This window comes from Flavobacterium solisilvae (assembly GCF_012911605.1).
Taxonomy (GTDB): domain Bacteria; phylum Bacteroidota; class Bacteroidia; order Flavobacteriales; family Flavobacteriaceae; genus Flavobacterium; species Flavobacterium solisilvae.
This window is the reverse complement of record NZ_JAAMPT010000207.1, coordinates 164465-181536: the sequence shown is the minus strand read 5'-3', so window position 1 is coordinate 181536 and position 17072 is coordinate 164465. Positions and strand designations below refer to the sequence as shown.

Annotated in this window: 12 protein-coding genes and 1 tRNA gene; 2 read left to right on the top strand and 11 right to left on the bottom strand. The window is 32.2% G+C overall.

Features of this window, described 5'->3' with window-relative positions:
* Window positions 1-57 precede the first annotated feature (57 nt).
* Window positions 58-975: a GYDIA family GHMP kinase gene (locus tag G6042_RS09580; protein ID WP_169524215.1), complete on the top strand. Its 918-nt coding sequence runs from the start codon at window positions 58-60 to the stop codon at window positions 973-975.
* A 117-nt stretch (window positions 976-1092) separates the two neighbouring features.
* Here G6042_RS09580 and G6042_RS09575 read toward each other — a convergent pair whose 3' ends face one another.
* The 6 genes from G6042_RS09575 to G6042_RS09550 all read right to left on the bottom strand — a co-directional run bounded on the left by G6042_RS09575 (window position 1093) and on the right by G6042_RS09550 (window position 7301).
* Complete coding sequence (locus G6042_RS09575) at window positions 1093-3192, bottom strand: peptidylprolyl isomerase (protein WP_169524214.1); 2100 nt, start codon at window positions 3190-3192, stop codon at window positions 1093-1095.
* A 116-nt stretch (window positions 3193-3308) separates the two neighbouring features.
* Window positions 3309-3503, bottom strand: a complete 195-nt coding sequence (locus G6042_RS09570; protein WP_169524213.1) for a hypothetical protein — start codon at window positions 3501-3503, stop codon at window positions 3309-3311.
* 2 nt (window positions 3504-3505) lie between these two features.
* A complete protein-coding gene (lptC, locus tag G6042_RS09565) occupies window positions 3506-4057 on the bottom strand; it encodes an LPS export ABC transporter periplasmic protein LptC (RefSeq protein WP_169524212.1) in 552 nt (183 codons plus the stop codon).
* On the bottom strand, window positions 4057-5334 hold the full coding sequence (locus G6042_RS09560; RefSeq protein ID WP_169524211.1) for a tetratricopeptide repeat protein: 1278 nt from the start codon (window positions 5332-5334) through the stop codon (window positions 4057-4059). Before G6042_RS09560 ends, lptC begins: the two co-directional genes overlap by 1 nt.
* Window positions 5335-5346: 12 nt before the next feature.
* Window positions 5347-6576: a hypothetical protein gene (locus G6042_RS09555; protein WP_169524210.1), complete on the bottom strand. Its 1230-nt coding sequence runs from the start codon at window positions 6574-6576 to the stop codon at window positions 5347-5349.
* Complete coding sequence (locus G6042_RS09550) at window positions 6573-7301, bottom strand: type III pantothenate kinase (RefSeq protein ID WP_169524209.1); 729 nt, start codon at window positions 7299-7301, stop codon at window positions 6573-6575. The genes G6042_RS09555 and G6042_RS09550 overlap by 4 nt, the downstream gene beginning before the upstream one ends.
* 98 nt (window positions 7302-7399) lie before the next feature.
* Here G6042_RS09550 and G6042_RS09545 point away from each other — a divergent pair.
* Window positions 7400-7472, top strand: a tRNA-Phe gene (locus G6042_RS09545).
* 168 nt (window positions 7473-7640) lie between these two features.
* On the opposite strand, the gene G6042_RS09540 is transcribed toward G6042_RS09545, so the two are convergent.
* From G6042_RS09540 to G6042_RS09520, 5 genes are all read right to left on the bottom strand, one after another.
* Window positions 7641-10424 (bottom strand): AsmA family protein, encoded by a 2784-nt coding sequence (locus tag G6042_RS09540; protein ID WP_169524208.1) that lies wholly within the window; start codon window positions 10422-10424, stop codon window positions 7641-7643.
* A 121-nt stretch (window positions 10425-10545) separates the two neighbouring features.
* A complete protein-coding gene (locus G6042_RS09535; protein WP_169524207.1) occupies window positions 10546-13473 on the bottom strand; it encodes an alpha-amylase family glycosyl hydrolase in 2928 nt (975 codons plus the stop codon).
* A 169-nt stretch (window positions 13474-13642) separates the two neighbouring features.
* The gene (locus tag G6042_RS09530) at window positions 13643-14419 is read right to left on the bottom strand and encodes a SusE domain-containing protein (protein ID WP_169524206.1); all 777 of its coding nucleotides are present in this window, start codon (window positions 14417-14419) and stop codon (window positions 13643-13645) included.
* A gap of 16 nt (window positions 14420-14435) precedes the next feature.
* On the bottom strand, window positions 14436-15428 hold the full coding sequence (locus G6042_RS09525) for a SusE domain-containing protein (RefSeq protein WP_169524205.1): 993 nt from the start codon (window positions 15426-15428) through the stop codon (window positions 14436-14438).
* Between the two features lie 23 nt (window positions 15429-15451).
* Window positions 15452-17068 carry a RagB/SusD family nutrient uptake outer membrane protein gene (locus G6042_RS09520; protein WP_211161669.1) on the bottom strand — a complete coding sequence of 539 codons (1617 nt, stop codon included), beginning with the start codon at window positions 17066-17068 and terminating at the stop codon, window positions 15452-15454.
* Window positions 17069-17072: the final 4 nt, after the last annotated feature.

Genomic DNA, 17072 nt, shown 5'->3' with positions numbered 1-17072 from the left:
AAAGGATTTCCACTATAATCGGGGATAAAAAAGAAACCATAGCACTAAATCAGCTTCATGAAAAAAACCTTCTACAGCAACGGAAAATTACTTATCACCAGCGAATATGTTGTTCTTGATGGCGCAATTGCGTTGGCTTTACCCACAAAATTTGGACAAACATTACAGGTAGAACAAGGAGAAAACAACATTATTACTTGGACAAGTTTTGACAGCGATGGAAGCATTTGGTTTGAAGACAACATTCCATTTTCATCCATTGTTAGAAAAGAACGATTTGACGATACAAAAAGCGTAAAAAACACTTTAATTGACATTTTACACGAAGCTTATCTTCAGAATTCAAATTTCATTACTCAATCCAATGGTTATGAAATCACTACAGAATTGAGTTTTCCAAAAAATTGGGGTTTAGGAACATCATCCACATTAATAAATAATATTGCACAATGGTTAGAAATCGATGCGTTTCAACTGCTACGAAATAGTTTTGGAGGAAGTGGTTATGACATTGCCTGTGCACAAAATAATTCAGCAATTTTATATCAATTAGTTAACGAATTACCCAAAGTAACAACCATAGATTTTAAACCTAATTTTAGTCAAAACATTTACTTTGTTTACTTAAACAAAAAACAAAACAGCCGCGAAGCCATTGCAGCTTATTATAACAAACAAGGTGATATTCATAAAGTCATTCCTTCTTTTAACGAAATAACTCAAACCATTATCTCTACTGACGATGCAAAAACATTTGCTCACCAAATTCAAAAACACGAAATCAAAATGAGTGAAGTTTTGGAACTTTCTACCATCAAAGAAGCTGTTTTTGAAGATTTTAATGGTGTTTTAAAAAGTCTCGGTGCTTGGGGTGGCGATTTTATTATGGCTTTTTCAAAAGAAAACCCAACGGATTATTTCAAACAAAAAGGATTTGAAACTATTTTATCTTTTGATGAGATGATATTAATTTAATTGTATCACAGAGTTTCACAAAGTCTTTTCACAAAGTTTCACAGAAATTAATTAATTTCTTAAAAAAAAATGCCTCAAATTACTTTGAGGCATTTTTTTATATGAAACTAAAAACTATTAATAGAAATCAGCTCTGTTATCTTCAATATCAGCTTCGTTTCTTAATGCAGTCATAATTCTTCCTGCATTACCTTTAGCTTGTGCTGAAAGTTGTGTTACTTGCTCTTTGAAATCTTTAATTGCTGGTGCTTTTGTCACTGCTTTTGTAACAACTACATAAACTCCAGAATTTCCTTCGATTGGTTTAGAAACTTGACCAACTTTTGAAGCAAATGCTGTTCCAACAACTTTTGGTTCAAATCCAGCACCTGGAAGCGCAGGATTACCTAATGTTAAATCAACTGCATTCATTACTGTAACTTTATTAGCAGTTGCTAATGAAGCCAAAGATGAACCGTTCAATTTAGCTTTGATTTTTTCAGCTTTTTTCTTGTTTTTAAGAATGTTTTCAACCATTGGTCGAGCTTCTTCTGCTGACATTACTCCTTTTGGAGTAACTTTTTTCAATTTAGCAATTACATGACCAACGTTAGGAATTTCAAAACGTTTAACGTCATTAGTGTTTGTATCTTCAGCAAAAGCCCATTTTACAATTTGTCTTTGATTTTGGATAGTTTCGAAACTTTCATCCATTGGTTTTAATTTTGCCGATGGAGCAACAGTAAGCTTCATTTGTTTAGCTAACGCTGCAAAATCTTTAGAAGCAGCTTCCATTTCAAATTTAGTAGCTTGTTCATAGATTTTGTTATTTGTTTGTTCAGAAGGAGCGATTTTTTGAGCAATTGTTGCCATTTTAATAGCATCTTGCTTATCTGTTACATTAATAATATGGTAACCAAATTCAGTTTCAACTAAACCAATTTTTCCGATTGGGTTATTAAAAACGAAATCTTTAAATGGTTGTGCAAAATTAACATCTCTTGTGATATAACCCATGTCACCACCATTTTGTTGTACTGATGGATCTTCAGAATTTGTCATTGCAATCATTTGGAACATTGCAGGATTTGCTAAAACTTGCGCTAACAATCCTTCTGCTTTAACTTTTGCTTCTTCTTTTGTTCTTTTTTCTTTTGGCGCAGCTCTCATTGCTCCATCCCAAGCAATTAAAATATGACTAGATTTTACTTTTTCACCTGCTTTTCTCCCTAATGCTTTTGAAATACAATAGTAATCATTAAACATATATGGGCCATAAATTTCTCCAGTTGCTAAAGCAAAAAGTTTATCAGCATGTTCTGCAGGTAAATCTTGTTTAGCGATATAGGTTGAATCAAATGGAATATCAGAATTTGCATTTACAAATTCAGCAATGTCAGTTGCATTTCTAAATCCAGGAATAGTATCGTTTTTGCCTGTTTCTTTGTTGTAACGAACGCTTGGTAAAAGTAACGCATCTACTTTTGATTTTACTTCAGTTTCGTCAGTAGTTGATGGTTTTTCTTCAATTAATACGTATTCGATTTCACGAGTTTCTTCTGATTTGAAACGTTTTTCTTTTGTTTTTACGTAAGCATTGATTTCTTCATCTGTAATTTTGATATCGCTATCTTTGATAGATGAATAAGGAACGTTTACAAAGTCAAAAGTTACTTTATCAGCATCTGCTTCATATTTTAATTTTCCTTCAGCATTAGTAGTGTATAAACCACCTTTTACCAATGAATTATAGATTTGATACTTAGCATTTAGCTCAGCATCTTTTTCTCTTTCTTTTAAGAATTGAATTCCTTCAGGATTTGCTTTGAAATATTCTTTGAATTTAGTGATGTCAAATTTTCCAACAGCATTTAAGAACATTGGATTTTGACCAATATTTGGATCTGCTTTGAATACTTCAACAATATGTTTTTCACCAACTCTTAGTCCTAATTTTTCAAACTCTTTAGTTAATAAAGCAATACTAATTTCTTGGTTCCAAACTTGATTAGCTGCTTGAACCGAAGTCATTCCTTGACCACTTTTTTCAGCATTTGCCACTTTAAGTCTAAATTCTTCAAACGAAACATCTTCTCCATTAACGCTTCCTACATATCTTGAAGGTTGTCCAAAACTTCCGCTTTGAAACAAATCTCCAATTACAAATGCAAATAAAGCGAATGCAATTATTGCAATCAATAAGCCGGAACGGTTTCTAATTTTTGATAAAACTGCCATTTCTATTATGTTAATTTTTTAATTCAGTTTGCGAAAATACAATTATCTCTGAAATAATAACAATCAGTTGCTTATATTTTTACTGTATTTTTTTATTTTCTGCAAACATTTAAGGTTTACTGCTTTTTATTGCGCTCGTCAAAGCGTTTTGCATAGTTTCTGCGGAAGAAAAACATAAATATTCCAATTACTGCAAAAACAGCACTTAGAATATAATTTTCTTCGCCTGATTGCCATTTTGAAAAAGCATCATAGGCAAAAATTAAACCTGCAATTAAGTAGGCATATTGGGTAAATTTTAAATAATTCATAGTTATTCGCTTTCGTTAACTTCTCCCGATATTTTTTGGGAGTTTACTTTTTTAAAGTCTTTGCTAAAATCAATTCCTTCGCCATAGGAAACACCTTTTGGAGAACTAAATTTGAATTTTCTTTGGGTAAAAAACCATTCGTTTTTTTGGTCGAAATAAAGTTGCTCGGTTTCGAGTTTTTCTCCTGTTTCGTTATAGATATTTACTTTTCCTTGTAAATCAATCAAATCGGTTCCTTTATAAGAAATGGCATAATTGGCTTTTACAAATGTTTTTTTACCATTGGCATCAAATAAAGTCAAATCAATTCCCTTAGGAAATTCGGTAAATGGAAATTCCACCATTCCAAATTCGAGCATTTTTGGACTGATTAAAACGGCTTTAATCCTTCCCGAATCGGTATATTTTAAATTGATTGAATCAGCTTCGCCACTAGGACTGAATTCTGAAAATCCCATTTTTTGTACTTCACGAAAATTACTTTCGCATGATGTTAACAGAACTAACACTAATGCAAAGCAAAAAAACGAGCTGTATTTGTACTTGATTTTCATTATTTAGCAGAAGAAAATTCGATGGTTTCGTTGATATCGCATTCGATTTTATAACTTTTTCCAGTCAATTTCGCTTTGCTGATTTCGTCTTTGGCCAAAGCTTTTGCATTGTATTTAGCAACAATACTTTCCACAATTCTAGCCGATTTTGGCTCATGAAACAATACTTTTTTTGCCGTTTGAACTGCTAAAGAATAAATTGCTTTTTTTTCAAAATCATTTTTCCCACATCGCTCCGCACTGTTGGCATAAGTTTCTGCTAAAAAAACATACGCTTTTGTATTTTTTGGATCGATTGCTATAGATTTACTTAGATATTCTTTAATCTTAGGAAGATTGTTGTTGTATAAACTTGTTCCGATGTAATAATATTTTTGAGCTTTCTCTATTTGATTTTCCTCTAATGTTGCCGATTCTTCATAATATTTTCTAGCATCGTCTGATTTTCTATTTTTCAAAGAAGCTATCGCTAAATATTCGGCCGATTTGACTGATTTTTTTAAATCGTAATTTTTTTGAGCTAATGCCAAAAAAATTGGTTTGTTACTGCATTTTGGCTTCAACAATTCCAATCCGCTTTCTAACCATTGTTGATTTTGGTCGTTTGCTGCGCTATTTTTTTCATAATATTCCGAAAGATTATCACAATTGATAACTTCTTTTGAAATAGATTTTAATGATTTTAAAGTAGCTTGATATTCGTCTGATTTACTGGCATTAGCAACTAACAAGGTGTTCAACAACTGATTTAGTTGAGCATATTTTTCGATATATTTTTCGGTAGAAATCTTTTTATCGCCAGCTATAAATTTTTCGTTATAGCTTTTAAAATAATTGAAAATGGTATTTCCTTCGGTTACTTTATCGGCTGCTTTTGCAAATCCGTTTTCAAATAGGGCAAAAATTTCATCTTTTGAATCAATCCCGTTATCGACTAACGCCATTGCTTTTTTGATTTCAAAATCTTGGGCATTTTCGGGAAAATTTTTATAGAATTGGTCGTATAATTTCATCAATTCACGAACACTTTTCTCTTTATCTTCGGGCGTTGAAGCTGTTTCTATTTGATATTGATAAATTTGAATTCCATCCGTATAAACTGAAACGCTTTGTTTTGGGCAATTTTTAGCCACAAATTCCCATGGTGATTTTGCATCAGCAAAGTTTCTAACAGACAAAAACTCTTGATACTCATTAATTTGTATAGAGCAATCTATTTTTTGAGCATTACCAATACCTTGTATTAGCAATACTATAGTTAAAAAAAGTACTCTCATGATGATGTTTTTTTAGTTGTATTTAGGTTTTACAAACCACTTATCGTTAAACGATAAACCGATGTTGATATTGAAATAGTTTTCTTCAATCAAATTGAAATATTTTGTTCCTCTTTTTCCAATTTCGAAACCAATATTAACATTTGAGAACGTTCCGCCGAATGGCAAACCAACACCAAAGTTTACTGCAAAATCTTCGATGCTTTTATTTTGAATAACCATACCTGTATTTTCAAATCGCAAACCTCCGCGATAGGTAATTCTTTCAAAATAACTTGAAAAAGAATTATAATTTGGAATATAATAACCTCCCAAACTGTAACGTGTTGAGTTTTCAAACACAACACCACTTATGTCACTAAATCTATTTTTCAAATCACTGTTTTGTTGCAGTGTAAGTTCAGCACCAACCAACCATTTCTTCACTTCTCCAAAACCAGCACCAAAAGCTATCTTTGATGGTAATTTTAAAGTCAAATTAGAAACTGGTTGTTCATCAACTTGATCATCAACTGTAATAGTTCGTTCATTTGCTAATTTCAAATTTGCTTCTGGCGAATAAACTAACGAACCAAATAAAGTATACTTCTTTTTAATTTTAGTTTCATAAGCCAAACCTGCATTAAAATTCAATCCGCTAATTCTAGAAAAATTTTCTTCAATTGTTCCATCCTGAACACCAGTTTCTATTCTAAAACTTGTTGTTTCAATTGTTCCAAAATTGTATTGTGCATCAACTCCAAAATTTAATTTCTTGGTAATTTTATAAGCCATTCCCAAAAACACTTTGTTAATTCCTCCAATACCATTGTAGCCTGTTTGTTCAAGAACATTACCTCCAGCATCTCTAACTGAACGATTAATTTTGTATCCAACCGAAGAATATGGAATTAAACCAAATCCAACACCTAATTTTCCCATTGGAATTCCAACAGCCAAATAATCAAGCGTAACTCTTCGTGCTTTTTCTTTTGCTTCTTCTGTTTTTAGCGTAGTATTCAAACTTGAACCACCAACACTAAACGTTGTTAATTGTAAACTTGCAAAATGAGCTGGATTTTGCAAATTAAGATGGATACTATCCGAAAAAACAGAAACTCCACCCATCATTCTATTTTCAACAGTTCCTTTAAATTTTACATCTCCAATCCCATAAAAAGAGTATGGCGAAGCAGTTCCTTCTTGAGCATTAGAAGACAGAGAAAAAAGCAAACCGAAGCTTACTATAATTTTTTTAATCATTTTTGATTGTATTGAAATGTTTGGTTCAAACTTTCTAAGAGAAAATTTGGATTGGCAAATATGGTATTTTTTAATCGTATAGCCAAAAAATCTGCATCACCACCAGTTAAAATTATGATAAAATTAGCGTTTAAGGTTTTGTAATAATCTATAAACCCGTCAATTTCGTTCACTAAACCATTAATTACGCCAGAATGAATTGATTCATTAGTAGAATTTCCAATTATATTTTCGGGAGAAGTTTTAGTCAATAATGGCAATTTTGCAGTAAATTGATGTAATGATTCATAGCGTAGTCGAATCCCAGGCGAAATTGCACCACCTAGATAGTTATCATTTTCATCTATATAATCATAGGTTACACAAGTTCCAGCATCAATCACTAATCTACTTTGATTAGGGAATTTTAAAACTGCTCCAGCTGCCAAAACCATTCTATCTATTCCAAGTGTATTTGGTGTTTCATATAAATTTGAAAACGGAAAAGCACTTTCTTTTGATATAAAACTAATTTTTGTTCTATTTTCAAAAGCCAAAAAGTCGGTTTTTTCAATACTCCCAACAGAAGCTACAGTGATTTTATCGATTTTTGGAAAATTATTTAAAATAAAATTCAATTCTTTTGAAAATTTTTCTTTTTGAAAAATAAAAACTTCCAAAAGTGTATTCTGTTCAAATACAGCAGTTTTAATTCGGGTATTTCCAACATCGATAGCTAAAAGCATATAGTTTAATTTAGAACTGCGAAGTTACAATAGATTTTTTTTACAATTTCTTTTGGATAAATTAAAAATCGTTCTATATTTGCACCCGCATTAGCAACGGTACCTTAGCTCAGTTGGTAGAGCAATGGACTGAAAATCCATGTGTCCCTGGTTCGATTCCTGGAGGTACCACAAAAAAGCCCAAACAAATTGTTTGGGCTTTTTTATTTGGCAAAAATTAAATTTCCTTTTAAAAAAAACCATTAAGAAATTAAGTTTCATTAAGTATTGCTGCACTTAATTAGGTTAATTTCTTAATGGTTAATATGTAAAATCAATCGTTTTAAACCTAACTAGTTATTACTTTCCATCTGTAGCTGGTTGATTTTGCAAAGGAGTTGGTACTTCGCCATCATATTCGGTTTCTTCCAAATCTTCTGTTTGTTTACCGAGTTGTACTTTTGGATTATCTTGCGTTCCTGTAATTTTTAATGGAATTCCCAACAAACCAAATGGTGGCAATCCTAATCGCATTTTGATATTTAATTTTCCGTCAAAACTCGTTGTTCCTTCAATTCTTGGGCGAAAACCAGCTACTTTGAACTTAAATCGTTCAATGGTAATAATGTTGTTTTTTATTTTGGTTTTGATATCAACTTTACTCAAATCAGGATTAGCAATGGCATCTTTTCCTGTTTTTTTACTAACGGTTCCAAACATTTTAAACCCTTTCATTTTTACATTTTTAACTGAAAGTGTTCCGCCTCCAGTTAACGATGGATAAATTGGCATCATATTTCCATCTAAAATTCCGGCAACATTGTAATCTAACGATACAATTCCTTCGGCGCTTTCGGCAGCAGAAGCTATTTCTCTGAACATTTTAACTTCGTTGTAAGCGCGTTTTATATCAAAATCTTTGGCATTTACTTTGAAGTCAAAAAAAGCTTTTTCGGGCGATTGACTTCCATAAACGATATCCATTTTTACATTGGCACCAATTAAATCAAAAGCCGAATTCTTTAACGTTAATTGACCTTTATTGATGTTCATTTTTCCTTTCAAGTTTTCCAATTTCAAGTCTTCAAAATTGACTTTATTAGCAATTGCATTAAACTCTAAATTAAAATTTGGAGGAATGACAATTACTGTACTTTCAGTTTTCACTTCATCTGGCGCAGATAATGGCGGATAATCAATCGTAACTGTCTGTTTTGTCATAAACTCATCAACATTAATAAAATCGGATTGTAAATTGAAATTTCCTTTTAAAATAGCTTTATCGGTCAACACAAAATCAATTACGTTTTGCAGAAATCCATTCATTTTAAAATCAGACTCGCCATAGGTTGCTTTGAATTCATTGAAATTCATTTTATCCTGATTGAAAACAAATGTTCCATCACGAATGATAAATGGTTTCGGCAGATATTCTGAATGCGTTTTAATATCTCTAAGCAATAGCGTTCCTTTGTTTTGAAGCTTGGCATAATTGCCGTTCATAGCATCGCTTTGCGTTCCTTTAAATGAAACATCAGCGTTGATATAACCATCTAAATCGAGACCTTTTTGTGAAAAGACTTTGTAAATTTTGCCTAAATCCAATTCACCTTTTGCCTTAATATCGTATTTAATGTTCTGGAAATCTTCCACCATAGCATTGACATAAATTGGTTTTCCTTCAAAGTCAAACGATGCTGGCGTTATGTTAATTTTCAAGTCATCAAGCGAACCTTTTTTATCAATTACTTTGGCAACGACATTGATATTCTGAATTGGATTTGGATAATAATCAGTCTTGATGTAACCGTTTTTCATCTCTATTTTTCCGTCGGTTACTGGAATTTTATTGTTCTTTTTGTCATAAACGCCAAGTGCTCGAATATTGGTATTCAAAGTTCCGCGCAATTCCATATTTTGAAGTCCAAAAGTACGATTTAATGTTGCTAGATTGACTTTGGTTTCAATTCGCGCATCAACATTTGGCGTAGTCAAACCTTTGGTTTTTACGATTGCTTTTACATAATCTTTGTCGAGATTGAAGAAAATGGAATCAAGATTTACTGTTAACTGTTCCGTGTCAAGCGAAGGCAATTTTGTATCAAAATTTAAGAAAATATTAGATGCCGAAACTGGCGCTTCATTATAATTGACATATCCTTCACGGATTTTCATATTGAAGGCAAGATTTGGCTTTAGGTTTTGAGAAGCGATATATTTTCCTTTTAATGACATCGACAAATCAGTTTTTCCTTTAACCTTAGATTTATCAAGCCAAGTAACATATTGTGGTGGTAAAGCCGAGAAGAATTCGCTCAAATGACTATCTTCAGATTTTACGCTGAAATCCATATCATATCCATTGCTCAAAAAGTCAAATTTTCCTTTGAATTCAACTGGTAATTTATTGATTTTTAAATTGTTTTGTTCAAAAACAAATGCTAAAGAATTGGTATTTATTTTAGTAATTAAATTAGCATTTACCTTTTTGTTTTTCAAGTATTGTTCGCCATCATAAGTAAAATCAAAGGATTCAATTTTGGCTTTGGTATATAAATCAAAAATCGATTTATCTAAATCTCCATTTCCAACATAATTGAAACCTTTGGCATCAATTAAAATCTTAGCCGATTTATCGTTGTAAACCAAATGAGTATTTTCTATAGCGATTTTTTCTAGTCGTAGTGCAGTTTCTGATGAATCTTTAACAGTAGTTTTTTCTTCGGAAATGTAAACATTATAATTTGCTTCTCCTTTTTCGTTTACCAAAACGTTAATCAAAGCATCAGAAATATAAATTTTATCGATGTTGACTTTTTTGTCAAACAATAGAGAAGATAAGTCAATTCCAAAAGCAACTTCTTCCGCAGAAAGTAATGTTTCCTTTTTATATGGCGCAGAACCTTTTAAGGATAAATCAGTAAGTGTTAATGTCAATGATGGAAAGTGATTAAAAAAAGACAGATTTGCTTCTTTGAAATCGAGTTCTCCATTGAGTTTTTTATTGGCAAATGCTTTTACTTCTTCGGCAATTTTTCCCGGAAAAAGTATTGGTAAAATAAATAATAGTGCAAGTATGGACGAAATTGAAATTCCTATCCATTTTAAAATTCTAATTATTATTGACTTAGATGGCTTTTTCATGCAACAAAACTACATCAATTATTAATATCTCAAAAAGATTTGTTTTAGTTTTAAAACAAGAAAGCCACACTTTTCAGCGTGGCTTTAAAAACATTAATTATAAACTAACTTAAACTAAAATTTATTGTTTGATTAACTTCATGGTTTTTGTTCTGTTTTGAGCATCAAATGCTTTCACTAGATAAACACCTTTAGTCAAATCGTTAATATCAAATTGATAATCAGTAGTATTTACACCGTAAAACGATTTAACTAATTGTCCAGTAACTGAATAAATTTCGGCTTTAGAAATTTCGCCTTCGATAACAAAATAATTGTTAGCAGGATTTGGGTATAATTTTACCGATGTTATTTGGTTTTCAGGATTGCTTAGTGTTGCCGGTTGATTTCCGAAGATTCTATAACCTCCAGGCTCAATAGATACATTTTGAGTTGTACTAGTAACATTAACTACGGAATTATCCATTAAATTAACCCAGTTACCAGTATATGGAAAACCTCCAGAAGCATTATAAGTTGCATCTGAAAAATTTGTCAACACAAAAACATAGCTCAAATTTGATTGAGGCGTTGAAGATGTCCAAACATCAAGTCTCGGTCGACCAGTTTGACTAAAATTCCAAGCATGTTGACCATTTTCGAAAACATTTTCATTAATTCTTAACTCAATTTGTTTTGCCCATTGGTTATAAACATTAGCTCTAGCAGTATTTCCAACCCAATTTTCAACCCATTGAGGTTGTGGTTTGGTATCAAGTTTACAGTCAGGATTTGAGTATGAAACATTTCCGTTATTACAAGTCCAAAGTGATTTATCCCAACCTAATTCACTAAAATGCCAGATCATTTTTGGTCCTGGAACTAGGAACAAAACAGAACCCATTGCTGGTAATCTTTGTAAAACTTTAGCCAGATTACCTTGTGTTTGACCTGCTTCATTTAATGCTTTATAGATGACACGTTCTTCGTCATGACTTTCGGCATAACCAATAAATCGATTTGTACTTTCTGCAACACCAGATAAATTCGTAGCATTTCCTTTTAGCAAATCTGCATAAGGATCGGTCATTTTACGCCATTGCATAATACCTTTTCCTTCAGCAATTCTATAATTCGCCCATTCTACTTCCTCATTATATGATCCGCCATTACCTAAATGCTCAAAAATACAATATGAAGTATTATCTGCTTCCCATTGTTTGTCGGCGTACCATTTTAATTTAGCAACTCGATCAACTTTATAATCATTAGTACAAGCCTCATCTCCACTTGTACAACTATTAGTAAACCCTTTAGTTAAATCCCATCTGTAACCATCAATTTTATATTCATTAATCCAGTGTTGAATAGTTCTAATGGAATAGGTATTGGCTAAATTTGACCCCCAAGTATTAGTAACGCCCGAAGTATTTTGGGTATTAGGTTCAAAGAAGTGGTTCAAATCACTTCCTACGCTATAAGAATGTCTTGCAAGTTGATTGATGTATGGATTTTCATTTGTTGTTGAAATTGCATCACCCCAACCGTCACCATTTGCATCTTGCATCCACATTCTCACTAATGGAGAACGACCAAAAACGTGATTTAAAGCTAAATCTAAAATAACAGCTATACCGTTTTGATGACACAAATCGATAAACTCTTTTAATTTTACTGGCGGTCCATATCTTTTATCTAATGCCAAATGGAAAGATGTATTATATCCCCAACTTTCATTTCCTTCAAACTCCATTACTGGCATAAGTTGGATTGCATTAATTTTCAAGTTTTTAAAATAATCTATACGATCAATTAAATTTTGGTAAGTTCTATTAGCATCAAAATCTCTTACCAAAACTTCATAAATCACAAGATCTTTAATATTTGGTTTTACAAAATTTGTAGTTGCTGTACTCCAATTGTAATTATAGTAAGCGTTTGGTCCAGTTTGAATAACACTTACTTCTCTTTCTTGTCCAGCAGGATAAGCAGGTAATCCAGGAAAAACTCCAAGTGAAATAATTTCTGGATCATCAAAAGGAGACAATACTAGAGTTGAAAATGGATCAGCTGTTTTTACTATTTTAGGAGAGTTTGTTGGTACACTTGTGTTATCGCAAACCCAATATTGGAATGTTTCATAATTTCCTGGTGTTAAACCAGTTACTTCTAACCAAAATTTTCCCGTAGTAGGATCTTTTTTCATCACATGACTTACAGTAGGTTGCCAATTATTGAAACTTCCTGCAACGTATACAAAGTCTTTTAAAGGCGCATTTAACACCAATGTTGCTTTTGTTGCATCGCCAGAATGGTAATTTACACCATCAACCATACCAGACGGCAATGCTTCACTAACTGGTGTTAATGTTTTTAATGCCGAAAAATTAAATGTTTTAGTAACTCCATTTTGAGTAACCTCTAAAGTATAATTATTTATGTTTTCTGTAGCAGTATCTGTAAAAGTATAACTTGGTGGACCAGAACTTGCAGCCAAATTATTTTGAGTATTAATAGTTACTCCATTTCTTTTTAAAACATAATTTGATGCGCTACCATTATGGCGCGCAGCAATAGAATAATTTGTTGCAAAAAGTTGTGTTCCTCCAGCCACAATACTATTTAAAAGTGTAACCTGAAATGAACCTACATTTAGAACTATGTCTTGTGATTTTTTATCTCCTGTCCCGTTTTTTGCCTTAATTAAAAGTCCAACTTTTGCGACTTCTGTAGTTCCAAAAAAACCAAATACATTTGGATTATACGTAAATGAATAAGTGTCATTTACCGAATTGTATATCATTAATTTACTGGCATCTGAATTTTCCCAAGCTCCATTTCCACTGTATGAAATATTTGCATTAGCACTATTTAATGCCCAAACCCAAGCATATAGCTGATTATTTGTAACTCCCCAAGTTGATTCGTTTATTGAAGAACCATTTATTGTTACAGTCAAAGCGTCTGTTCCTTCAAATGTTGGAGTTGGATTAATTGAATAGGTTGCCGTTTGTTGCTGTGCGAATAACAACAAAGGGAAAACCAACAAATAAAGTAAGATTTTTTTCATTTTTGTTTTTTTTAATGTAAAAAAGGAGTTGCTATAAAATTTGACGTAAAGTTTTGCTATGTATAATTAAACATATACTATCACTTATATCAGATATTAAAACAATTATTTGGTAATAATATCTCTAAAAAGTGTCATCAAATTTTATAACAACTCCAAGTATTCTATTTTACTGCAAAGTTATAGTATAACTCTTGGCTGGAATTCCACCTGCTTCTTCGGTTCCAAAATTTACTTTTATTAAATAAGTACCTGCAACTGTTACCGGGATATCTGCTCCTCCAGCTTCTAAAGAAAGATTATTTCCATCATCACCATAATTTGTACTCCAACTATCATCTAATCTGAATTTGAAAGCGCCAACAACTAAATCCATTGTAATAAAGTATGTTTTAGTACTTAAATCATAATCCAAGTTAGTATCAGAATCCCATCCTGTTGGTGTTGCACTACCAATAATTCCCCAATTAGGCCAAGCTGGATAAGGAGTTAACTTGATAGTGAAATGATTAGAATACTGAGGAACTCCAACTCCAGTTGTTCCAACTGTAGATTTAATTCTAACATCAATACTGCTTTCTTCAAATGGAGGAAAACCAGCATCTAATGCCGCTTGATTTAACTCACTTACTTTGAATTCTTTAAATTTCTCTGTTGAAGTTGCAACTACTGTTGGTGATGCGAAACTAGTACCAGCAGCATCAAATTCTACACTATAGTTAATAACTGTTGGTGTACCGTCATAAGCAGCATAATCCCATACAAATGCAGTAGCAAAATCATTTGCATTTGCAAGCGATAAAACCATAGCAAAATCATTATTTGGTGTTCTCAAGACAGGAGCAGTATTTGTTTCAACTGCATCTCTTTCTGTATCAGCAACATCATCTGTACAAGAAAGCACAAATAGACCGATACTTACCATTAAAATTCTAAATATTTTCATAATTTAATATTTTGTATTAAAGTTTAGTTATGGTATATGTTAAACCATTAAAATCAGCAGTTATAAAATAAGTACCACCTTCTGTAACAGGAATATTTGCACCATTATTATCTAGCGACAAGTTATTTCCATTATCACCATAGTTAGTACCCCAATCGTGGTTTAATCTAAACTTAAATTCTCCTGGTACTAAATCAATTATCATTGAATAAGTGTTTGTAGTAGAATCGAAATCTAGCAAAGTATCGTTATCCCATCCTGTTGGTGTTGCACTACCAATAATTCCCCATGCATCAACAATTGGAGTAATGGTGTAAGACAGATTATCAATATCTAGAACAATAGTGTAGTTTCCTGCTGATACAGCAATATTTGCTCCACCTGATTCTAAAGATAGATTATTACCATCGTCTCCATAATTTACAGCCCAACTATTGTCTAGTCTAAATTTAAACTCTCCTGAATTTAAATAAACAGAAATTGAGTATTTACCTGTCATAGGATTATAAACCATATCAGTACTATTATCCCATCCAAAGGCAGTTGCGCTACCAATAATACCCCAATTAGGTTGATAAGGAGTAACTTTTATCGTTGCAACATTTGAGGTTCCATTTACAGACTTTACTCGAATATCAACTACGCCTTCGGTTAGCGGTTGAATACCTATAGCTTTTGCAGCTGTATCTAAATTTCCGATAGTAACATTTAAGAACAAATCAGTAGTTGTCCCTAATGCAACTGGAGCAGCAAACTCAGTACCACCTAATGCAGCTTCAACCGTATAAGAAATAGAAGAATCTCCTGAATTATTTGTATCAGCCCAAACAAATGATGTTGCCACTTGATTTAATTTACTACCGTCCAACACCATATTGAAGCTTGACGTTGGGTTAATTAAATTAATTCCTGTTGCTGGTGTTACCTGCTCAATATCTTGAATATCATCAGAACATGATATGGTCATTAGTCCAAAAAGAACTAATACTAGTTTTGAAATATTTTTCATGTTTTTTAACATTTAGTTATTGTTTAATATCCTTGATTTTGAGTTAAATTTGGATTCGCAACAATTGAATTTGAAGGAATTGGGAATACTTTCAAGTTATCAGAGATAGAAGTTCCGTTTTGAATATTTCCTTTCCAAGCCCAATTGTAATTTCCTCCTGTAAATTGTCCAAATCGAATTAAATCTTGTCTTCTATGACCTTCCCAATGTAATTCTCTTGCTCTTTCGTCAATAATAAATTGTAAATCAACATCTCCAGCTCCAACATTTGCACTAGTTGATCCATTATTTGCTCTAACTCTTAAATCGTTTATGTATCCAATTGATGTAGTGTTTGCATTTTTTACATTACTACCATTAGTTGCCCCATCTTTCCTCATTTGAGCTTCAGCATACATTAAGTAAACATCTGCTAATCTGAACAATGGGAAATCAGTATCAACAAAAGTAGAATTAGGACCAGCTACACCAGCAGAAGTTTTATTTGAAAACTTGTGAAGAATATGTCCTTGACCAGCATTTGTAAGCACTGCTATATCAATTGGTCTTGAACCATTATTATCAGTAATTGTATTTCTAACATCGTTAGAAAAAGATCCGCCGTCAAATTTTTGAACTAATTGTTTTCTTAATCTAAGAGCTCCGCCCCAACCACCAACACCAAATTCTGAACCATTTCCTTCAAATGATCCTACTTGTCCATTGATGATTACTGTTGTTGCTCCATAATTTTGAGTTCTTACACCATCTGCTTGTAACGTGAAAATCATTTCATTAGAAGTATGATTATCCGCTTTGAAATTGTTTAAGTAATTAGTATTTAACGTATAACCTCCAGCCATTACACTTTGACACTGAGTCATACATTCTGTATATTTTGCTGTTCCAATATATACTTCGGCGTTCAAATATACTTTTGCCAAAATCATTTGCGCTACTGCTTTATCTAATCTACCATATTCATTGGTATTTGCGTCTTTTAATGTTGGTAAAACTTCTGTTAATTCGCTTTCAATAAAGTTAAATAATTGCTCACGGTTATATTCTGGCCCTTTGAAACCAATTGGATTGCTTTCTGTTATAAAAGGTGCTTTTCCAAAAACATCCATCATATAATAGTAAGCCAATGCTCTTAACACCCTTACTTCTCCTCGAAATACATTTATTTCGGCTACTTCATTTGCATTTGTAATTCCTCTTGAAGCCAACAATTCAGGTGTTGATTGTCTTAAAAAGTCGTTAGCAAAAGCTACTTCAGCCATTGTTCTACTAAAAAAACCTAGAATTACTGGATTATTTGCTGTCCAAGTATTTCTTTGTAATTCAGCAACTCCTTCATCATTTTCATAAGTCCAAACAACTTCATCTGCTGTAAGATTTTGTAAATACCATAAAGTTCTTCCAAACTGGCTAGTTCCTGCATCAATTCCTTGTAAAAAAGAACTACCCGCATCTCCAGTTCCAGTTAGTGACAAATTTCCATAAACACCTGCCAATGCTTGTTTATATCCTGCAAATGAAGAAAACAAAGCTTCTGGTGTAGTTGTTCTTGGATCTTCTGACACTACATTTAAATCATCAGTACACGATATAATTGTACTTAATGCTATTAGTAGATAAAATATTTTAAAATTTTTCATATTC